At 36.9% G+C, this 22,338-nt stretch carries 20 protein-coding genes; 11 read left to right on the forward strand and 9 right to left on the reverse strand.

The genetic code is table 11. The features are described from left to right. Nucleotides 1-310 precede the first annotated feature (310 nt). Nucleotides 311-3,622, forward strand: a complete 3,312-nt coding sequence (locus E0W68_RS11280; RefSeq protein ID WP_135219537.1) for a T9SS type B sorting domain-containing protein — start codon at nucleotides 311-313, stop codon at nucleotides 3,620-3,622. Nucleotides 3,623-3,704: 82 nt separating this feature from the next. Here the strand turns inward: E0W68_RS11280 and E0W68_RS11285 are convergent, their stop codons facing one another. The 8 genes from E0W68_RS11285 to E0W68_RS11320 all read right to left on the reverse strand — a co-directional run bounded on the left by E0W68_RS11285 (nucleotide 3,705) and on the right by E0W68_RS11320 (nucleotide 13,325). After that, nucleotides 3,705-5,078, reverse strand: coding sequence for a nucleoside permease (locus E0W68_RS11285; protein ID WP_135219538.1), 1,374 nt, complete (start codon nucleotides 5,076-5,078; stop codon nucleotides 3,705-3,707). 85 nt (nucleotides 5,079-5,163) lie between these two features. Beyond that, nucleotides 5,164-5,850, reverse strand: a complete 687-nt coding sequence (gene cmk / locus E0W68_RS11290) for a (d)CMP kinase (protein ID WP_135219539.1) — start codon at nucleotides 5,848-5,850, stop codon at nucleotides 5,164-5,166. A 13-nt stretch (nucleotides 5,851-5,863) separates the two neighbouring features. Beyond that, nucleotides 5,864-6,883 (reverse strand): type IX secretion system protein PorQ, encoded by a 1,020-nt coding sequence (gene porQ / locus E0W68_RS11295; protein WP_135219557.1) that lies wholly within the window; start codon nucleotides 6,881-6,883, stop codon nucleotides 5,864-5,866. 116 nt (nucleotides 6,884-6,999) lie between these two features. Continuing rightward, a complete protein-coding gene (gene lon, locus E0W68_RS11300; RefSeq protein WP_135219540.1) occupies nucleotides 7,000-9,450 on the reverse strand; it encodes an endopeptidase La in 2,451 nt (816 codons plus the stop codon). Between the two features lie 196 nt (nucleotides 9,451-9,646). Then, the gene (locus E0W68_RS11305) at nucleotides 9,647-10,591 is read right to left on the reverse strand and encodes a DUF6252 family protein (protein WP_135219541.1); all 945 of its coding nucleotides are present in this window, start codon (nucleotides 10,589-10,591) and stop codon (nucleotides 9,647-9,649) included. Nucleotides 10,592-10,643: 52 nt separating this feature from the next. Continuing rightward, complete coding sequence (locus tag E0W68_RS11310; RefSeq protein WP_135219542.1) at nucleotides 10,644-11,957, reverse strand: MFS transporter; 1,314 nt, start codon at nucleotides 11,955-11,957, stop codon at nucleotides 10,644-10,646. Between the two features lie 100 nt (nucleotides 11,958-12,057). Further along, nucleotides 12,058-12,873, reverse strand: coding sequence for a M48 family metallopeptidase (locus E0W68_RS11315; protein ID WP_135219543.1), 816 nt, complete (start codon nucleotides 12,871-12,873; stop codon nucleotides 12,058-12,060). A gap of 98 nt (nucleotides 12,874-12,971) precedes the next feature. Next, on the reverse strand, nucleotides 12,972-13,325 hold the full coding sequence (locus tag E0W68_RS11320) for a DUF1801 domain-containing protein (RefSeq protein WP_135219544.1): 354 nt from the start codon (nucleotides 13,323-13,325) through the stop codon (nucleotides 12,972-12,974). An 81-nt stretch (nucleotides 13,326-13,406) separates the two neighbouring features. Here E0W68_RS11320 and E0W68_RS11325 point away from each other — a divergent pair, with 81 nt between their 5' ends. The 3 genes from E0W68_RS11325 to msrB (E0W68_RS11335) are packed head-to-tail and all read left to right on the forward strand — an operon-like array spanning nucleotide 13,407 to nucleotide 15,191. Continuing rightward, nucleotides 13,407-14,264 (forward strand): alpha/beta fold hydrolase, encoded by an 858-nt coding sequence (locus E0W68_RS11325; RefSeq protein ID WP_135219545.1) that lies wholly within the window; start codon nucleotides 13,407-13,409, stop codon nucleotides 14,262-14,264. Nucleotides 14,265-14,266: 2 nt separating this feature from the next. Then, nucleotides 14,267-14,788, forward strand: coding sequence for a peptide-methionine (R)-S-oxide reductase MsrB (msrB, locus tag E0W68_RS11330; RefSeq protein ID WP_135219546.1), 522 nt, complete (start codon nucleotides 14,267-14,269; stop codon nucleotides 14,786-14,788). Nucleotides 14,789-14,798: 10 nt separating this feature from the next. Further along, complete coding sequence (gene msrB, locus E0W68_RS11335; RefSeq protein ID WP_135219547.1) at nucleotides 14,799-15,191, forward strand: peptide-methionine (R)-S-oxide reductase MsrB; 393 nt, start codon at nucleotides 14,799-14,801, stop codon at nucleotides 15,189-15,191. A 71-nt stretch (nucleotides 15,192-15,262) separates the two neighbouring features. Here the strand turns inward: msrB (E0W68_RS11335) and E0W68_RS11340 are convergent, their stop codons facing one another. Continuing rightward, nucleotides 15,263-17,455: a T9SS-dependent choice-of-anchor J family protein gene (locus E0W68_RS11340; RefSeq protein WP_135219548.1), complete on the reverse strand. Its 2,193-nt coding sequence runs from the start codon at nucleotides 17,453-17,455 to the stop codon at nucleotides 15,263-15,265. 363 nt (nucleotides 17,456-17,818) lie between these two features. On the opposite strand from E0W68_RS11340, the gene E0W68_RS11345 reads away from it, so the two are divergent. The 7 genes from E0W68_RS11345 (at nucleotide 17,819) to E0W68_RS11375 (ending at nucleotide 22,284) form a co-directional block, all read left to right on the forward strand. Next, entirely contained in the window at nucleotides 17,819-18,496 is a 678-nt protein-coding gene (locus E0W68_RS11345; protein ID WP_135219549.1) for a Crp/Fnr family transcriptional regulator, read from the forward strand. Between the two features lie 80 nt (nucleotides 18,497-18,576). Beyond that, on the forward strand, nucleotides 18,577-19,029 hold the full coding sequence (locus E0W68_RS11350; protein ID WP_135219550.1) for a YHS domain-containing (seleno)protein: 453 nt from the start codon (nucleotides 18,577-18,579) through the stop codon (nucleotides 19,027-19,029). Continuing rightward, nucleotides 19,029-19,406: a DoxX family protein gene (locus E0W68_RS11355; protein WP_135219551.1), complete on the forward strand. Its 378-nt coding sequence runs from the start codon at nucleotides 19,029-19,031 to the stop codon at nucleotides 19,404-19,406. Before E0W68_RS11350 ends, E0W68_RS11355 begins: the two co-directional genes overlap by 1 nt. Before the next feature lie 12 nt (nucleotides 19,407-19,418). Then, a complete protein-coding gene (locus E0W68_RS11360; RefSeq protein ID WP_135219552.1) occupies nucleotides 19,419-19,907 on the forward strand; it encodes a DinB family protein in 489 nt (162 codons plus the stop codon). Continuing rightward, nucleotides 19,895-20,605, forward strand: coding sequence for an NRDE family protein (locus E0W68_RS11365; protein WP_135219553.1), 711 nt, complete (start codon nucleotides 19,895-19,897; stop codon nucleotides 20,603-20,605). Before E0W68_RS11360 ends, E0W68_RS11365 begins: the two co-directional genes overlap by 13 nt. Continuing rightward, the gene (locus tag E0W68_RS11370) at nucleotides 20,602-21,639 is read left to right on the forward strand and encodes a D-alanine--D-alanine ligase (RefSeq protein WP_317128304.1); all 1,038 of its coding nucleotides are present in this window, start codon (nucleotides 20,602-20,604) and stop codon (nucleotides 21,637-21,639) included. The genes E0W68_RS11365 and E0W68_RS11370 overlap by 4 nt, the downstream gene beginning before the upstream one ends. 27 nt (nucleotides 21,640-21,666) lie before the next feature. Next, nucleotides 21,667-22,284: a hypothetical protein gene (locus E0W68_RS11375; RefSeq protein WP_135219554.1), complete on the forward strand. Its 618-nt coding sequence runs from the start codon at nucleotides 21,667-21,669 to the stop codon at nucleotides 22,282-22,284. Nucleotides 22,285-22,338 lie beyond the last annotated feature (54 nt).

The following is a 22,338-nucleotide window of genomic DNA, read 5'->3' on the forward strand; positions in this document are numbered from 1 at the left end:
ATTCTGTGTTATCTCGGGGTTTCATACAGCAAGAAAACAACAGAAGTGTTTTACATAAAATGGTGAACCCTAATGGAAACCCGTATCTGCCAAAAGGAGCGCAAAACTACCATTATTTTTTTGATTTACAAACATATACACCATCTTTTATGATTTACAGCAAATTATTCTATGTTCCTAACTATTAAAATGTTACATATATAACTTTTTATTCTAAATAAATTAACACAGTCTTTATATAAACTATTTTTAATTATCTTAGTCCACTGGAAAAAAATCTGAAATTAAGCTAATAAACTTAATTTTTGCTATGACGCTATTTGACTTTATATTAATCCCGGCAAAGGGTCTCATGCGCATGCTATGCAAGTTATGTGCATCACTCCTATTGGCTTTTTTCATCTCCCATAACTGCAACGCGCAGGATTTAACGCTATCGGTAACTGTTGTTGATGAAACTTGCCCGGGAAACGGACAATTATTTTTCTCTGTAACTAATGCAGCGCCTAACCCGCCCGTTAACTATCAGGTATTCCTGTTACCCAATACTACAACAGCTATATACGATAATACCACTCCAAGCGTTAGCAGCCTAACCGATGGTACATACCTGGTTATTGCCAGCCAGACCGTTAACGGAAATACCGTTACCGACGAGGAAGAAGTAATTATTGAAGATAATACTACCCCGCTTATTTATGAGGTAACGAGCACGCCCACCGCTTGTGGCGACGATGCCAGTATTACTATTATTGTATCACAGGGCAACCCGCAAACCTATGAAATACTTACAGGTCCTGCTACAAGAAGCCCACAAGCCTCAGCCACGTTCCAAAACCTGCCTTCCGGAACTTATACCGTGAGGGTTATAGATAATTGTGGCGAAGGTATTGTTAAGGCACACACCGTACTATCTGCCGAACCTGTAACAGTAGTAAGCCCTGCCGCTTTTCCTGATACCGAGTTACCAGGTTGCGACCTTATAACTGCCAGCCATAATGTAAGCCCTGAAGACCCTGACATACCGTTAGCAATTCCATTTTCGGTTACTTACACAGTATATCCACCGGGCGGAGGCACGCCAACGGTATATACACAAACAGTTTCGGGCGATCCTGTTGCAGGATTTATCATCAATCAGGTAATACCATTTTATTACGACACCGATTACTATTATGATCTTGAAATTATAGATAATTGCGGAACGGTATATACAATAACTGAAAATTTAGTAAGGCAAAAACTTACTGCAATTGTAGGGTTTGATGATGCCGGTTGCGGAGAGAAATTCTTATATATAGATGTTTATAAATATGTAGCTCCTTACTATATCAACTTCACATCATATCCCGATGGGTTCGACCCCGCTGCGCTCAATCCTATATACCCCGATGCGTTTTATGACTATCATAGTGTTTTCGGAGGCGAAGGTATGCCCGTGCCTTTTGGAGTTTATGAATTTACAATATCTGACGATTGCGGGCGTAGCGAAACAGTAACCACAGAACTTATAGATATAGAAGTCGAAGCATTATCAAACGAACGAAATAATGACTGCGAAAATAATTTGGGCAGTACCGAAATATTGGTGGCAGATTATGTATTGGTAGGCGGTAATATATTAGAAGCTCCCGATACATATACCGAAGATTTACCATTTGACCTCTCCGGCTATATAAATGAAGATGATAATGTAGAAATAGGAGGCTTACCGCCGGGAACATATCAATTTGAAGTAATTGACGATTGCGGCAATGTATATCCCGTAGAGGTAGTAATACCTGATTTTGCAGCATCGGGGCTTTCGTCCTTTGCCCGACCTGATTGTACGGAAGGCAGAGGCACGGTACGGGTTGCAAGCGGCTATGCATTAGAATCGGTAACCATAACGGTAGCTCCCCCGGAATTTGAAGAAATATTCCCATTACCATACGATGCCTCTGAATATATTGCTGATGACGGAGCTTTGTATATGGACAATCTGCCACCGGGCAGTTATACCTTTACTGCTACCAGTGATTGTACTGATAACCTTACTACAAATGCCAATATTGTAGGATATAACATAGTATCGAACAGTGTTCAGGAAACGCGCCATTGCGGTGCATTTGATATTGCTGTGGCACATGATAGTAACGGGGTTGTTTTTATTAAATTTTGGTTACAAAAACTGCTTGACCCTGATACAGATACTTGGGGACACCCCGCAACAAATAATCCTTATACAGGCGATGCTCTTAATAATACAAATGCAATAGAATTACTTAATAACACCACAACCTACAATATAATCAATACCGGAAAATTCAGAGTAGTTAAATCATTCCGTTCTTTTGGCAATGGCACCGATAATAAAAGTTGTATAGAGATACTTGGTGAATTTGAGTTTTATGACGACCTTACTATAACAAACATAAAAAATCTTACCTGTACGGGCAATGTTGCCGATGTAGAGATAATAGCTGTTGGAGCAGAGCCGCTTAATTACAAAATAATCAGTAAAAATGGCGATACAAGTTTTCAGATAGATAACGGTAATAACAGCATCTTTACAGGACTGGAATCAGCAATATACGAAGTTCGGGTAGATGACCCCTGCGGAAACTTTGATACGCAGCCCTTTAATGTAGCCGACCTGCCATCTATAGTAACTGCAACTGCTCCGCCTGATATTGAGGTGTGTGACGATGGCGATGATACTATTGAGTTATTTAACCTTAGCGACCAGGATACTTTTATACTCGATGGGCAAAATCCGGACGATGTTACACTCTCCTACCATACTTCATTAAGCGACGCCGAAACCGGTGCTAACCCTATATCTACTGATTATACTGCTAATATAGGGGTTACAGAAGTTTTTGCTCGGGTAGTATATAACAATAATAACGACTGTATTGCTGTAACATCATTTAAAATAACGGTACATGCATTGCCTGATCTGCAAATTAAAGAGTTATGGCCGGTTTGCGAAGGCGAAAGCATAATAGTTACTGCCGACCCGGGCTATGACAGCTATGCATGGTCTAACGGAGCTGCAACCCGAAGTATAATTGTTGCTGAAGAGGGAGAATATACCGTAACTGTAACAAATGAATATGGTTGTGAAGGGAGTAAAACAATAACCGTAGTAAACTCGCAAGCACCGGAAATAAGCCAAATTGATATTGAAGACTGGACTGATAATAACAACGTAATAACCGTAATACTGGAAAATACTGCCGCAGCAGAAAATTTTGAGTATTCTTTAGACGGTATTAACTATCAGGACAGTAACACTTTTACAGGTCTCGAACCGGGACAGTACAATGTATATGTACGCGATAAATATGACTGCGGTATTGATACCGAAGATGCATTCCTGCTTACCTATCCAAAATTTTTTACGCCAAACGGCGATGGTGTAAACGAAACATGGCGCATAAAATTCTCTACCGTAGAGCCTAATATGTATGTGTATATTTTTGACCGTTATGGCAAAGTAATAACAGGTTTTGGGGCTAACAGCGAGGGCTGGGACGGAATGTATAACGGTGCAAAACTACCCTCTACGGATTATTGGTTTATAGTAGTCCGCGAAAATGGCAGGCAGTATAAGGGACACTTTTCTATGATACGTTAGTTCATAAAAATACTATCTTTAAACGATACGCCCGAATCAATGATTCGGGCGTATTTGGTTTTTGAACATATAATTATTATAACTAATGGCTGATATTTGCCACCTCTTTAGGATCATGTTTATGCTTAAACAATATGGCAAATGCAATAGCAATAACCAAAGCATATAATGCAAACGAAAGCCATATATTATGCCAGTCTTTCATTAATATGGCAGTATTAAAATTGCCATTGGCAGTAACCTCAACGCCATGTCCTTTTACAAATTCAAGCATTTTAGGATTTGTAGGTTCAGTTTCTAAAAACTGTGATAGTGCTGATGTTTCGGTAAACGATTTGGTAAAATATTTATCTATCATCCATCCTGACGTAAAACTGCCTAATACTGCACCAAAACCATTGGTCATCATCATAAACAAGCCTTGTGCCGAAGATCTTATTTTAGCAGGAGTAGTCGTTTCTACAAACAGTGAGCCCGAAATATTGAAAAAATCGAATGCCATACCATACACAATGCACGATAGTACAATCATCCATAAGCCGGTAACAGGGTCGCCATAAGCAAATAGAGCAAAACGTAATACCCATGCCAGCATACTGATAAGCATTACCTGCTTAATACCAAAGCGTTTTAAGAAAAACGGAATGGCAAGTATGAACAACGTTTCGGATACTTGTGATATCGACATTATTATGGTAGAATACTTTACTACAAAAGAGTCGGCATATTTAGGGAAAAATTTAAATTCATCTAAAAATACATCGCCATAAGCATTAGTAAGCTGTAATGCACCTCCTAAAAACATTGAGAATATAAAAAACAATGCTATTTTATATATGCCGAAAAGTTTAAAGGCTTCGAAGCCTAATGCTTCGAATAAAGTAGCATCGGCTTTGGTGTTTTGCGGTTTACACTTGGGTAGCGTAAAGGCATACAAACCTAAAAGTACAGCCCCGAGCCCGGCAATGTAAAACTGATAGTCAGTAGCTTTATTTCCCGTTAAATTGGTAATCCACATAGCGGCAATAAAACCTATAGTACCCCAAACCCTTATGGGAGGAAAACTCTTAATAACATCAAAATTATTGTTTTTAAGTGCCGTATAGGATATTGAGTTGCTTAACGCAATAGTAGGCATGTAGAAACACATGGCTACAAGCATTATATAGATAAATGTTGTAGGATCGCTCACCTGCGGAATGTAGAATAATACTGCGGCATACAGTAAGTGCAGTACACCATACAGCCGTTCGGCATTTACCCACCTGTCAGCTATAATACCTGTAAGCGTAGGCATAAATATAGATGCAATACCCATAGTGCCAAACACAAGCCCAAACTGTGTTCCTTCCCACTGTTTTGTGCCAAACCAATAATTAGCAATAGTTATTAACCAGGAGCCCCACACAAAAAACTGAAGGAAGCTCATGGCAACGAGGCGGTTTTTAATGCCCATAAAAGCTATAGTTAAATTAACATTTAATTAACGATGGTAAAACTATCAATAAAATTTGATTTTAATGGCAGTACCACGTTAAAAGTTAGTTGGCATTGGCTACAAGTTGCAGTACTTTTTCAAATTGTTCTTGTATTGTCAGGTTAGAGTTATCTATTTCTATGGCATCGTCTGCTTTTACCAGTGGCGAGTCGTCTCTGTTAGAGTCGATATGGTCGCGTTCTTCTACATTTTTCAATACGTCTTCATACACTACGGTATCGCCTTTTGCAATAAGTTCCTCATAACGCCTTTGCGCACGAATTTGAGCACTGGCGGTCATATACAGCTTTAATTCAGCATCAGGAAACACAACAGTCCCTATATCACGACCATCCATCACAACGCCTTTATCAGCCCCCATTTGTTGTTGCTGTTCTACCAGTTTGGCTCTTACTTCCGATACTTCTGCAACATGGCTAACCTTGTTTGAAACATCCATTGTACGTATCGCTTTTTCTACATTTTCACCGTTAAGGTACATTTCGGCAAAACCAAGTTCCGGATTAAATACAAAACGAAGATTTATATCAGATAAGTCTTTTATCAGTGCTTGTTTATCAAAATGATTATCATCAATATATCCTTTTTGCATAGTATAATAGGTAACCGCACGATACATTGCTCCGGTATCTACATATACATACCCAAGTTGTTTTGCCAATTGTTTGGCAAGGGTACTTTTTCCGGTAGAAGAAAAGCCATCTATGGCAATAGTAATTTTTTTATCCATTATATAATATTAATTATTGAAGATTTATCATTAATCCGAATAAACTGGTATTGGCAGCCAATGTATATCTGGAATAGGAATAATCAAAGCGTATATTATTAAACCGTATTCCCATACCAACGGATATGCCTGAAAAATTTCGCTGTTCTTCGATTTTTAATTCTTCGCCCCTTCTAAAGTTGTAGCCTACCCTGAGGTTAAAACTCTTCCCGGGGAAAAGCTCCGCCCCTACTATAACGTGGCGTAAAGCATTGTTTATAAACGATACTTTTTCTTCCTCCGTAGTGCCGTCTATACTTTCTTCCGCACGGTTAGGGTTAGAAAAAGCAATATTCCATTGCTGTAGGTTTTCCAGCGTTACATGCCAACGTATGGGTACATTTTCTACCTCCTGCGATATGCCGGCAATGATTTCCAAAGGCAATTTTTCCTGAAGCCCTGCATAAGTGGTAAACTGTGTACCTACATTACGTATAGCGAGAGCTATATTAATATCATTATCCTCGTCAATATATATTCCTCCTATATCTATAGCCCCACCAAAAGAGTTATAACTCTCTAAGGTAGAAGATATCAGCTTAGCGTTAGCTCCTATATAAATATCTGTCCAGGGTATATTATAGGCATAACCAAAGGAAAGGGCTATTTCGCTGCCTGTAAAATCGCCTGTAAGCAGTCCTGCCTCATCCCTGCCTTCAAAAGTACCATAATTTACATAACTTACTCCGGCATGAAAAGTTTGCACATGCCTGTCATAAGTATAAGCATAGGCTGCCGTGCCATAGGTAACCTCGCCATAATAGCTGCCATAGTTTACAGAAAGGTGATTATCCATCTCAGGGTTTATTGTTGCGGGGTTGTATATTGCCTGATTAACATCATAATCGTGAAGCGTAATCAACTTTCCGCCAAGTGCGGCCTGACGCGGTGAGGTAACAAGGTTTAAAAACTGATAGGTTGATTTACCTCCTATCTGACTAAAAGACAAAGCACTACTAAATAAAAGAAGATAAAGATAACCGTTTTTAAACATTGTTGTTATATACGTTTTGTGCATACTATAACGCGATTGCGAAGATATTATTTTTATATAAAAAAACGGCTAATAAATTTTAGCCGTTTGTGTATATGCTATATCATATGAACACTTTATAGTGTTTTAGCATTTTTTACTGCCTGATTGGTTATGGCATATTTTATTACTTCGCTCATTTCTTTCACGTAATGAAAGGTAAGCCCTTGCAGGTATTCTTCTTTAATTTCATCAATATCGCGTTTGTTGTCCTCACACAATATTATCTCTTTAATATTAGCACGCTTGGCAGCAAGTATTTTTTCTTTAATACCACCCACAGGAAGTACTTTACCTCTAAGGGTAATTTCACCCGTCATGGCTAACTGTTTTTTAATCCTTTTTTGGGTGAATGATGATACTAACGAGGTAAGCATGGCAACACCGGCGCTGGGACCATCTTTAGGGGTTGCCCCTTCCGGCACGTGTATATGTACGTTGTAACTTGTTATTACTTCAGGGCTTATGCCCAGGGATTCCGCATTAGCTTTAATATACTCGAGGGCAATGGTTGCCGATTCTTTCATTACCGTACCCAGGTTACCTGTCATGGTCATATTACCTTTACCTTTAGAGAGTATCGACTCTATAAAAAGAATATCACCGCCCACGCTTGTCCATGCCAGTCCGGTTACTACTCCTGCAACATCATTGTTTTCATACTTGTCGCGTTCCATTTTGGGTGCGCCGAGTACTTTAATAATATCTTCATCAGTAACTTTAACGTTATACTCTTCTTCCATTGCTATTGATTTTGCAATGTAGCGTATCATTTTGGCAATTTGTTTTTCAAACCCGCGTACACCCGACTCGCGCGTATAACCTATACTTATTTTTTCGAGTTGTCTTTTACCAATAATTACATCTTTTGGTGTAAGCCCATGCTCTTTAATTTGCTTTGGCAATAAATGTCTTTTAGCTATTTCTACTTTTTCTTCTATAGTATAGCCGGTCATATTAATAATCTCCATCCTGTCGCGCAGCGCAGGCTGTATGTTTGCCATGTTGTTGGACGTAGCGATAAACATGACTTTGGAAAGGTCGAAACCAAGCTCAAGGAAGTTATCGTAAAACTCGGAGTTTTGTTCAGGATCCAACACTTCAAGTAATGCCGATGACGGATCTCCGCTATTACTGATAGAAAGTTTATCAATTTCATCCAGTACAAAAACAGGGTTTGATGTACCTGCCTTTTTAATGCTTTGTATAATCCTTCCCGGCATAGCGCCAATATAGGTTTTTCTGTGTCCTCTTATTTCTGCCTCATCACGAAGTCCTCCCAGCGATATGCGAATGTACTCTCTGCCCAATGCTTCGGCAACTGATTTACCAATTGAGGTTTTACCCACACCCGGAGGTCCGTAAAGACAAAGTATAGGCGATTTCATATCATTACGTAACTTTAATACAGCAAGGTATTCTATAATACGACGTTTAACATCGTCCAGACCATAATGATCTCTGTGCAGTATTTTTTCGGCACGCTTAAGGTCGAATTTATCTTTTGAAAAAGTACCCCAGGGCAAGTCGAGCATTAACTCTAAATAATTACGCTGTGTAGCATATTCTGCCACCTGCGGATTCATTCGTTGTAATTTAGCAAGTTCTTTTTCAAAATGGGTTTTTGTTTTATCATTCCATTTTTTGCCCTTGCCTTTTTTACGCATTTCTTCAATCTCCTGGTCGTGAGACACCCCGCCGAGTTCTTCCTGAATAGTTTTCATTTGCTGATGCAAAAAGTACTCGCGCTGCTGTTGGTCGAGGTCAAAACGAACCTTGCTTTGTATATCGTTCTTGAGTTCCAGTTTTTGCAGCTCAAGGTTCATATAGCGCAATGTTTCCAGTGCACGGGCTTTGAGGTCGCTTTTTACAAGCAAACCTTGTTTCTCTGCCACTGTAAGGTTCATGTTCGATGAAACAAAGTTGACTAAAAACGATTCGCTCTCTATATTTTTAATCGCAAAAGTAGCCTCGGTAGGAATATTAGGGCTTTCTTTTATAATTTGTATTGCTAAGTCTTTTATAGACTCTATTATGGTGCTAAACTCTACATCGGTTTTTTCAGGTCGTGTTTCATTAACCTCCTTAATAGTAGCCATAAGGTAGGGTTGCTCTGTAGTTACGGTATCTATCTCAAAACGTTTTTTACCCTGAATAATAACGGTAGTATTACCATCGGGCATTTTGAGTACTCGCAATATGCGTGCTACGGTACCTACGGTGTTTATATCGGCTGCTGTAGGCTCTTCAACACTTTCGTCTTTTTGAGCCACTACGCCTATTATTTTACCGCCTGCATTAGCATCGTTTATTAGTTTTATCGATTTATCCCTGCCTGCCGTAATTGGGATTACCACACCGGGAAACAACACCATATTACGTAACGGGAGTATGGGTAATGCTTCGGGCAGTACCTCGTTATTCATTTCCTCTTCATCTTCGGGTGTCATTAACGGAATTAATTCCGCATCAGAATCTAACTCCTGAAGTGACAGACTGTCAATATTTATTATTTTTTGATCAGACATCTTAATTTAAAGTCATTTTGTCATTAAACATTTATAAGGCAACACGAAAACATCTGACCGATGCTTTAATTATATACCTATATATCAGTAAAGAAGAAACCTTTACTGTATTTTTACTGATAGTATCAGACAATCATTATGCCAATAAAAAAATCCGCCAATTTAGCGGATTTTTTATCTCTTATAAAATATTTTATTATGGTAACAACATTTCAAATTCTCCATTAGTAACCTCTATGATGTCACTTTCGTCATCCGAATTATAGGCTGCAAACTCAAAAACTCCTTTTATCGATTCGCCATCATTGCTGATAATAGTTAATTGTCCTGATGTAACAACGTATAGAACCAAGCCTTCAGAATACAGTCCGGTTACTCCATTACCAAATCCTCCATCTTCAGTAATATCATATGTACCTTCTTCTATATCAGCATCCATCAATAATTGTATCTGCTTGGGAGGGGCTACGTTTTGACCGCTTATTGTTAAAAAATTACCTGATGATGCTGCAACTGCTATTGTAAAATCTGTTTCAACACCATTTATATCAGCTATAATATAATCTTCTTCCTCTTCCGGGTCAGGATCAATATCACTATCTATATATGGCACATTAATAAATACTCCATTAGTAAGTTCCACAGGTTCTATTTCGTCCTCCGGATTACTCCAATATCCTGTAAAGCTAAATGTTCCTGAAATAGTTTTATTAACCGTATCAATATTTGTTATGGTAAAAGCTCCATAATAAATATCTTCAGGTACTTCTCCTCCACCTACAATTTCTGAGTTGAAGTTAATAAAACCATAGTCATCAGCATTTTCAGAAGGCTGATAAATCATTAAAACATCTTCCGGGGCATATGTACCGTTACTTGCAGTTGTACCTTCTAAAACAATACTTACAGACTCGCCGTCGCTTCCTATTCCCTGTATCGCAATCAAGCCATCGCCAATAGCTGCGCTTGAAGCAGCTGCAACAAAAAGTTCTCCATCAATATTAACCTCAAACGAAGCCGGATCTTCTACTTCCGGTTCATAATCTAAAAATACAGGATCTACCGGCTCCGTATCACACGATACAAACCCAAATGTTACTATTAGTAGTAATAATGTTGATAAATTTTTAATTCTTTTCATAACCTTCATAATATATTTTCAGTTCCCAAATATAATAGAATAAATTTAAACTCTAAGACTTTTTTAACACTCTTCTTAAAAGGAAAATACCAATAATGAAAAATAGCGTGAGAAATACTATTGAATAACGCATACTGCCAAATATCTGGTCTATTGCGCCATATAACAACATCCCGATAACAATACCTATTTTTTCGGTTACATCATAAAAACTGAAAAATGAAGCTGTATCTTTTGTTTCGGGTAAAAACTTAGAATAGGTAGAGCGAGAGAGCGACTGTATGCCTCCCATAACAAGTCCCACAAAACCGGCTGTAATATAAAAATGTATAGGCAGTGTTAGAAAAAAGGCACAAATACATATTATAGCCCAGATAATATTAATACCTATAAGTGTTTTTATATTTCCGTATTTTTCTGATAGCCGTGAAGTAGCGACTGCTCCGGCTACTGCAACCAGTTGTATTAATAATATACTTACTATGAGTCCTGTTTGTTTTTCGCCTTCGCCCCACGCAATTTCTTCTGCTCCAAAATAAGTGGCTACCAGCATAACGGTTTGTACTGCCATACTGTAAACAAAAAAAGCACCTAAATAACGCTTTAATGTAAGGTTAAGTTTCAACTCGCCCCACACCTTTCTCAACTCCTTAAAGCCGTTAAGCAATACATGATGAGTTACTTTATTTTTTCTTGTTCCTTTTGGCAGGTAATAATAAGTGTATTGGCTAAAAAGTATCCACCATACCCCTACGGATACAAAGGAAATACGCATAGCGCGTACAGAAGGGTGCTCTAAACCTTCAATTTCTTTTAATCCGAAAGAACCGGGAAACATTACCATCGCCAAATTGAAAATGAGAAGTAAAACACTGCCTATATATCCTAACGAGTATCCTTTGGCACTAATCCTATCCTGTTGGTCGGGGAAAGCAATATCCGGCAGATAGGAATTATAAAAAACCAAACTACCCCAAAAACCAACCAGTCCGAAAAAGTAGCATACCAAACTCCAGTAAATATTTTCGAGACTAAACCAATATAAACCAATACATGATAACGCCCCCAGATAGCAAAACAGTTTTAAGAATATTTTTTTATTGCCTGAATAATCGGCAATACCCGAAAGTAAAGGTGATATAAATGCGACAAGTAAAAAAGCAAAAGCCGTAACAAAACTTATAAGAGCCGTGCTTTTTACAGATGTGCCTAAAATAGCAATGTGCGTTTGCCCCTCCGGAAAAAGTTCTGTATAAAATATAGGAAACACCGCTGTTGCTATTACAAGGCTATATACAGAGTTGGCCCAATCGTAAAAAGCCCATGCATTAAGGAGTTTTTTACTTCCTTTTTCTAATTGTGGCATAGTGGTTTGGTTTAAATAAAAAAAGCTGCCCTATTACAGAGCAGCTAATATATGTATAATTCTTAAAAGTAAAACTCAGCTTAAAAAAGTAAACTTAAATTTAAAATTTCACTCCAAATTTAGCCGCTTCGGCTTTTGCAGTAGGTATCAGGCTTTTGATGTTATTTATCCTTGTGTTGCTTGACGGGTGGGTGCTTAAAAATTCCGGCGGCGCACTTCCTCCTGAGTTGGCATCCATGCGTTGCCAAAACGCTATTGCCTGATCGGGGTTGTAACCCGCAATCGCCATCAGGATAAGCCCTATCTCGTCAGCCTCATTTTCATGCTTTCTGCTAAAAGGGAGCATAGCCCCATATTGGGTAGTAACGCCATATGCCTGCTGATATAGTTGTTGTGCTGTTTGACTTTGCCCTGATGTTGCTGCGGAAACGCCTGCTGCGCCAAGTTGTTGTAGTGTGCCCGCACTCATTCGCTGTGCCCCATGATTGGCAAGCGCATGGGCTACCTCATGCCCCATAACGGTAGCAAGACCGGCTTCGTTTTGCGTAATGGGTAATATACCTGTATATACCACAATTTTACCTCCGGGCATACACCATGCATTTACAGCAGGGTCATCAACCAAGTTATATTCCCACGCATACCCGTCAAGATATCCTTTATAACCTTTGGCATTAAGGTATTTCTCGGCAGCGTTTTTTATTTTCTGTCCTACACTTACCACCATAGCCGACTGCGAAGTACCTTTAATTACTTTGTTTTCGTTTAAAAACTGGTCGTATTGCTGAAATGCAGTAGGAAACAATTCGCTGTTAGAAACAAAATTAAGGTCTTTACTCCCCGTAAAGGGATTTGTAGTACAAGCCATTATTAATAAAAATAACAGGCACGAAAGGGTAAATACACTTTTATTCATAAGATGGTTTGCGTTAAATTTTACTCAAAATTACTAAATTCATTCTACATGCAATTCCAAAATGAAGCCAATTAAATTGTAAATGTTGTATATTAAATTTAAGAATTTGACTTATATAAGGCTGTCATTTGATTTAAAACATCATTAATGGCTTCGACATCAATATCTTCTTCAGGATTTATTAGTAATATTTTCATTCTGGCACGCTTTTCAACTAACAGCCTGTTATGAATAACTTTATTGCCTTCTACAATACCTAAGTATGGGAAACCATGCTTTTTATGTACCCAAAGGTAGCAGCACATTTTTCCGTTATACAAATAAAAGGGCATACCGTATTTTAATTCCTCTGTAATAGCTTTGTCAAAATTTACTATATGGTTTCTTAAAAAAAGTAAACAACCTTTTACGGGCTCTTCTTTCGTAAGAAAATAATTATCAACAGACCTCATAGTCTTGAAGGTTAAAAAGTTGTTATCACGCTCAAAAATAAGAAAAAACCAGTAACTTCATCTTTTATTAAAACCTATACAATGGCTAAAAAAAATAAACCTCTGCATCAACCAACACTTGTGCCCAAATCAATTATAGTAAGTGGTAAAATTTTACAAACTTTATCCCCTACAATGGCAGCCAGGTATGCCATGAAGCTTTTTGTTACTCCTATGAAATTTAAGCTCCCCAAAAAAGAAGAAGCTATGGAAAGGGATAGTAAACAGGAGTATATTACTATAGCATCTTTACATAAAAAAATAAGAGTATATCATTTGGGAGAGAGTAGTAAAAAAGTATTACTGGTACATGGCTGGAGCGGACGCGGCACACAGCTTTGGTCTATAGCTGATGCTTTGGTAAAAAAAGGTTATAGCACTATTAGCTTTGATGCACCCGCTCACGGAAAATCGACAGGTAAAACCAGCGACATGACTGAGTTTATTACCTGCATCCATGAGCTTGATAAAAAATACGGCCCGTTTGAATATGCAATAGGGCATTCGCTGGGAGCTATGGCGGTACTGAATGCTATAAAGCAAGGGCTTACAGTAAAAAAAGCTGTTACCATTGGTAGTGGCGATATTATAGAAGATATTATGAACGATTTTACGGATAAATTAGGCCTGAATATTGCAACTTGCAAAGCAATGATAAAATTATTCGAAAAGAAATTCGGTACAACTATCAATAGCTATTCTGCGTATATAGCTGCAAAAGAGGTAAACGTTCCTGTACTGGTTATTCATGACAGGGATGACGAAGATGTGCCTTTTACTGCTGCGCACCACATACACGAACATTTGGCAAATGCAGAGCTGATAATAACCGAAGGGCTTGGACACCGCAAAATTCTTGGAGATGTAAAAGTCATTAACGAAATAACAAAATTTTTATAGCCATGAAAAAAGTATTGATGTTAATAGTGTTGCTTTCCTTAACAGCGTGTAAAGGACAGGGGAAGAATGATGCCAAAGATGAGGTTAAACCTGAAATAGGGCAAACCAAAATGGATGAAAACAGTAAATTTAAAGTAAAAAAAACTGAGGCGGAATGGCAGGCAGAACTTACATCGGAACAGTATGATGTGTTACGCAATAAAGCTACTGAACGCCCGCATACGGGTGAGTATAACGATTTTTTTGAAGACGGTGTGTATGTATGTGCCGCTTGTAGTAATCCACTATTTAAATCAGATACAAAATTTGATTCTCATTGCGGGTGGCCATCATTTGACCAGGCTATAGAAGGTTCTGTAGTATATGAACACGATACCAGTTATGGTATGGATCGTACTGAGGTAATGTGTGCAAACTGCGGTGGACATTTGGGTCATGTATTTGATGATGGCCCTAAAGAAACTACGGGCGATCGTTTTTGTACTAACTCTGTATCAATTAAATTTATACCCGCAAAAAAATAAGGAGATACTTATGAAAAGTTATAATATTGAAAAAACAGAAGCAGAATGGAAAGCGCAATTAGGTGCTGAACGTTATAGGATACTACGCCAAAAGGGAACCGAATTTCCACACTCGGGGGAATATAACCTGCATTTTGAAAGTGGTACTTATACTTGCGGGGCTTGTGACGAACCGCTTTTTGCAAGCGATTCAAAATTTAAATCAGGATGTGGCTGGCCATCGTTTGATAATGCGCTGCCCGGTAAAGTTGAATATGTAAAAGACACCTCTTTCGGGATGCAGCGCACAGAGATACTTTGTGCTAACTGTGGCAGCCACTTAGGGCATGTATTTGACGACGGACCAACAGAAACAGGGCAACGTTATTGTGTAAATTCCCTTTCGGTAGATTTTAAAGAATAAACGCTTCTTTTCTAAAATAAAAAAATCCGCTTAAAGCGGATTTTTTTATTGTTTATACTAACTAACCGGTTTTATTTCTTTATAATTTTAAAGTTTTGCTCTTTATCTTTAGCTATTACTTTTACAATATAGATGCCTGCTGCCATATCTGATAAATCTAATGTAACAACATCTGTATTTGCAGCTTTAGTAAACAACTCCTGCCCTATCAAATTATAAAAATGTATTGTTGTTATTGCTTCTTCATTTTTTATGGTAAGCGTGTTAATAACAGGGTTAGGGTAATAACTTAATGATTGGAATACAGGTTCTTCTACAGCAAGTGGCGGGTCTGTTAATTCAATTAAGAAATCAGTTATATGAAAATCATATATCGGCAAATCATCTATAGGACCATCAGTTGCCTGAAATGCAATTTGCACGGTTTGCCCTGTGTAGTCAGATAAGTCCATTTCAAAGTTACTCAATGTATTTGTAAGGTAATCCAATTCCAGATTATCGCTGGAGAATGTAAATAGAGGATGCCAAACAGCTCCGCAATCGTCAGTTGAAATCAATACATTAAGTTTATCATCGGTACCTGCTATGCCCAATGGGTCGCTGTTGCTGCTGTTATAATCAGTTAGCGCGACTTTAAATTTCATTACCGCATCATCAGAAAGGAAAACTTTAGGAGTAATAAACCAGGCATTTGTTGTTGCCGAACCTACACGTGTAGCAATAGTACTTACACTTAAAGAGTCAGATCGTCGCCAGTTTGATACTATTCCCAAAGGATTTTGTGCTGCAGGCTCTTCGCCGGCAACGGTAACAACAGAAGATTCATACCAACCCGGATAGGCAGCATACAAGTTAGTACTCCTAAAAAGGCTAAAATTATTAACCAAAGGCAATTCACTCTCATTATCATTTGAACCTGTTGAAAAAGATTTAGTGTTGGTACTTGGCGATGTGTTATAGTAATAATCAAATGCACCATCTGCACCGCAACGCTGAAATTCATATACTTTTACGTAATAGGTAGTGTTACAATCAAGTCCTGTAATATCTGCTCTTCTGGATGTACCATCATATACTATCTGCTGACCGGAACCGGCATAAACTGAATTAACAACGTTTTCAGGTACTCCAAATCCGCTCTCAGGGTCAATAATCTCAGGAATGTCGCTTAAAATCACTAATCTTCTGTATCCTGAGCCGTTTCTCCATGAGATTCGTGCTGTGGAATAATTAAGTTGACTGTAAGTAACATTGGAGACCTGAGTTATCGGAACGGCTGCTGCATTTATTTCCGCTATTTCAGAATAAGACTCATTGCCTGACGCTGTACATGTAACTTTTAATCTATAATAAACCGTTTCCCCCTCAAACGGAGGCGGTATGAGTGCTCTGGAAGTGCAGGTTGGAATACCTGTAAGATTAGTCCATGAAATTAAATCAGAAGATTCCTGCCATTGGTAACGAATTCCCGCTACACCAACAGTAGTAATTTTAGCTACTATACGCAGAGGGTTTTCGCCCACACATGTATATATCTCATTTGGGGTTACAGTACTGACTACAGGTATCCCTGTACACGTTGCTGAATATGGAGTAAAAGTAAATTTTTTACCCTCCAAAGCAGTGGTTTCACTAATTGTATTGTTAACTGATGTAGATGATGCCTGTGACGGGGTGCCGGGAGTTACACTCATACAGGAAATTTCATCGCTAATACCCACAGAGGCAGAAATTAAAACATTTTCGTTCTCTGTAAAATTACCATATACAAACTCTATTTTGTTAGTAGTCTCATAAAGTGCTAATTTAAAAGATGCTGAGGTATTATTGTTGGTTACCGAACCTGAATTAATTTGAATATCATTCCAGCCTACATGAAGTACCCTGTATGGGGCAGCCCCTGTAAGAACATATCTGATAGTTCCTTCGCCCTTATTATTATCATCCCAAAAAGGGGCTATAACAGGCAACTGGCTTGTATTACCTCGCAAACTGTTTTTTTTGTTTGCAGTGCTAATAGTATTAACAGGTTGTCCTAATCTGATAAAACCGCTTGTACTGATACTGAATGTAGTATAATCTACATTACTGTAATTAAATACAAATCCAATGGGAATATCATCCTGACTTCCATTATTACCTACAGCTGTGGAGTTTGTTCCGGCAACCGGAATATATGTACCACTTGATTCTGTAAAAGAATAGTGCGATACCTGTGCATACATCCCTGCACAAAGTAGTAATAAAAGTAATGTACACCTCATAATATTCAAATTTTAAGTGAGCAAATATATTAATAAAAACTATTTGTAAATCAGCTTATTAATCAATTTTATTTGTAAATAAATTGATTACTTTAAGATGTGCTAATTAAATAATAAATATCAAATTATTTACTACCTATATATAGGTATTTATACCTAAAATTTATAGTTATGAATAATGGTATTTGTTATAGTATAATTATAATAAGGTCATTATAATTATTGTGTTAGCACACAATATGCTAACTTTTGTGTAGTTTAATTAACAATAGTGATAACAAATTATTATTATATTGGAGGTATATTTGAAAGTTGCTGTTATATAGCCCCTTGTCGCTTATCACTCTAACAATATAGCTATCTATGTATGACGAATTAAAATACTGGTATTTGCGCGACCACAAATTGTTCCGCACACTAAGTTTTAGCCAGATAAAACAGCTATGTATCGTTACAGGGTTTAAAAAAGTAAAAAAACACGAAGTCCTTTATTTTTCAAATTCTGATATACCCAGAATATACCTGCTAAAAAAAGGTGCTATAAAAATTGTAGCAATTGATGAAGATGGCAACGAGAGTATAAAAGATATTATACAGAAGGGCGACCTTTTTGGTGAAATAACCCTCGAAACCGAATTTCCTTCTAACGAATATGCAAAAGCACTTACTGATGAGGTGGTGATATGCAGTTTCCTGATGTCTGATTTTGAAAACCTGATTTTGAAAAATCCGGATTTAGCATTATCGTACACGAAATTTGTAGGGCTTAAAATGAAACGTTTTAAAAACAAATTTTCCAATCTGGTTTTTCAGGATGCTAAAAAGAGAATGATTACTTTTCTTAAAGAATGGATTGAAAAAGAAGGTGTCATTGAAAATAACAGGGCAATATTAGAAAACTATCTTACACAAAATGATATTGCTCAAATAATATGTACATCGCGTCAAACAGCTACCCAATTACTTAATGAAATGGAAGAAAAAGGAGTATTGCAATACAGCCGTAAAGAAATTATTATTACCGATATTACAAAATTATAACGATTTACAGGTAAATGTAAAGCAGCCGACAATTAGGTAATTCGCTACAAGTTAATTTTGGTGTATAAAATTTATATATCATGAAAAAACAAATTGTAATTACCGTATTGCTGCTTTTTGTAAGCATAAGTGCGATGGCTCAGAAAACAGAACACCGCAATCTTGAAAAAAAACTTGCCATAGAAGGATATGATCCTGTAGCCTATTTTAAATCAGGAAAACCTGTTAAAGGCAAAAAAGAATTGGCACTTAACTATGATGGTGCTGTTTATTATTTCTCTTCGGAAACCAACAAAACTTTATTTAAACAAAATCCTGCCGACTATATGCCTCAATACGGAGGATGGTGTGCCTTTGCAATGGGGGATTATGGCGAAAAGGTAGAAATAAATCCGGAAACATTTAAAATTGTTGATGGCAAGCTATATTTATTCTATAATAAACTTTTCACCAACACTTTAAAGAGTTGGAATAATGATGAAACCTCCCTAAAGAAAAAAGCAGATACTAACTGGAAAAAAATAATAAACTAATGAAAAAAGCAGTTATTTGGATAGTAAGACTTGTTCCTGCAATAATACTATTGCAAACCCTGTTTTTCAAATTTACAGGGGCTGAAGAATCTGTTTATATTTTTACTACATTAAGAGCAGAACCTTATGGCAGGATAGGTAGCGGTGTTATGGAACTGGTTGCGGCAATATTGCTTTTAATACCGTCAAAAAGTCATTGGGGTGCATTTTTAGGCGCAGGCGTTATGGCTGGAGCTATTGCATCGCACCTTTTTGTATTAGGTATAGAAGTAAAAAATGATGGTAGTACATTATTTATACTCGCTGTGGTAACTTTTGTTTTGTGTGCTGCCATAGTAGTGATTAATAGAAATAAGTTTTTTAATTTACTCAAATAATCCTTTTAAAATATGCTGGTATCTGCTGTTAAAAATAATCTCGACGAACTGCTTGTACTCTTACAAAGTCTTTCAGATACCGAATATTCAAAACCCGTAAATGCACTGGCACAAGCCACCATAGGGCAACACGTAAGGCATATTATAGAAATGTATCTGTGCCTTATGGAAAAATATGATTGCGCCATGATAAATTATGATAACAGGGAACGAAATAAAAATATTGAATCCAACATTTTGTATGCTACAGAAAAGATAGAGTACATAAAAGAAAATTTTGAAAAAGAAGACAAAGAACTGATTTTAGAGCATGCCATAAGCGGAGAAAACATAATAACCAAAAGCAACTACAACAGAGAGCTACTCTATAACATGGAACACGCCATACACCACCAGGCACTTATAAAAGTTGCCCTGCATGAGCTTGGAAACATCTTTGTTAATGAAAATTTTGGAGTAGCCCCCTCTACAATTCAATACAGAAAAACATGTGCACAGTAAGCTTTATAAACACCGGCGATAAAGTTATTATAACATCTAACAGAGACGAAACAATAGCACGGGGAATTGCGCTTCCGCCACAAACCTATATGGTAAATAACTATAAGATAATCTTCCCCCGCGATCCAAAAGCGGGCGGAACTTGGTTTGCCGTAAAAGAAAATGATACTATTGGCGTATTGCTCAACGGGGCTGATAAAAAACATACACATAATCCTCCCTATGCCAAAAGCAGAGGCTTGATACTTTTGGATATAATAAGCACTGACTCCCCTATTGAATACTGGAATACTGCAAGTTTAGATAACATAGAACCCTTCACAATAGTATCATATAGTAATAACAAACTACATCAAATGCGTTGGGATGGCAATAATAAAAACCTAATAGAATTAAACCCGGAACAAAACCATATATGGGCTTCTGCAACCCTGTATTCGGCAGAAGTTCAGAAAAAAAGAAAAGAACTGTTTTCAGAATTTTTGAATAATACAAAGAATGCTGATAAAAAGAGTATTTTACAATTTCATCAATTTACGGAAGAGAATGACAAAGAAAACGGATTGGTAATCAACAGGCACGGCATTCTTAAAACAGTAAGCATCACCCAAGCTATATTTCACAAAAACAAAATAGATGTATATTATAAAGACCTGATATCCGGCTCTGAAAAAACTAAAACCGTAGTAACATTATGATGCGGTCATTCATCTACAAAGCCACCCATTGGGAATACTGGCCCTATCAAATTATCTACATACCTATTGCATTTCAGTGGCTTTACTACTCATTACGCAGCGGTAGTCTATTCTTTTTTAATGCCTCCAACCCTTCCTTTAAAAATGGAGGTTTTTTTATGGAATCAAAAAAAGAAATCTATAACCTAATACCACAAAAGCACTACCCAAAAACAATACTGATAAAAGAAAACACTGCTATACACATAGTACAAAAAGAAATAAAACAAAATCAGTTTTCATATCCCATTATAGCAAAACCAGATATTGGACTAAGAGGAAATGCCGTAAAAAAAATACATAATGAACAGGAACTTGAAAAATATATTCAAAAATCAAATTTCGATTACCTCATTCAGGAATTTATTCCGCTAAAAAATGAAATTGGTATTTTTTATGTACGTTTTCCAAACCAAGAAAACGGAAAAATAACAGGCATAGTAAAAAAAGAATTCCTTACAATAACAGGAGACGGAAACTCAACTATAATAAAATTACTCAATCAAAACCCACGCTATAAACTTCAAATAAAAGCCCTGACAGCAGAACTTGGAAATAAGCTATTTGAAATACCTGAAAAAGGAAAAATATTAAATCTCGTCCCTTACGGAAACCATGCGCGCGGCGCAAAGTTTATAGATGCAGACAGCATGAAAACAGAAAAACTAGAAATCGTTATCAACAACATATGCAAACAAATCTCAGGATTCCATTATGGAAGAATCGACCTTATGTATAATACCATACAAGAGCTGGAAGAAGGAAAAAACTATAGTATAATAGAAGTAAACGGAGCAGCAAGCGAACCCACACATATATATGACCCCAAGCATTCTATATTTTTTGCATGGAAAGAAATTGCAAGACACATCCATTATATGTACAAAATAAGCCTTCAAAACAAAAAAAAAGGTACTAGCTATCTCGATTTTAAAGACGGAGTACTACAACTAAAATTACAACTACAGCAAAACAATAAAATAACCAATTTTTAAAAACACATGCAGGTACTAAAAAATGTAATGATAGGATTTGCAATAAGCTTTATCGGTTCATTACCATTAGGCTACCTCAATATAATAGGATACACAATATTCAGTAATTACGGATTAACAAAACTAATTTATTTTCTTTTGGGAATCATTACAACAGAAATAGTAGTAATCTATTTTACACTCACATTCGCAGAAAAAATTTCAGAAAATAAAAAATTACTAAAAACAATTCAACAACTCTCAATACTATTTCTGTTCATACTAAGTATTACCATTACAATACAAACGCTGAAAACAGAAAATACAGGAAACATTACCAATTATATAAACAATAACTTCTATATAAATGGTTTACTCCTAAACTGTTTAAACCTCATGCAAATACCATTTTGGGCAGGTTGGAGTATATACCTTATGAGCAATAATCTAATCAGTACAAAAAAATACAATAAAATATTCTACCTCATAAGTACACTCATAGGCACATTAGCAGGAATGATTACATTCATAAAAGCACTGACTAAATTGGCAAATAACATAACCCTCTTTAAAAATAGTATCAATTATATTCTATTACTAACCTTTATAACATTACTTATCATACAAGTATTAAAATACTATAAAATTCATTTAAAAAAGGTTTAGTATTTGATATAAACGAAAAAACCCTATCCTTATTGGATAGGGTTTTTAAAAGAA

This window comes from Flavobacterium salilacus subsp. salilacus, assembly GCF_004634195.1.
Taxonomy (GTDB): domain Bacteria; phylum Bacteroidota; class Bacteroidia; order Flavobacteriales; family Flavobacteriaceae; genus Flavobacterium; species Flavobacterium salilacus.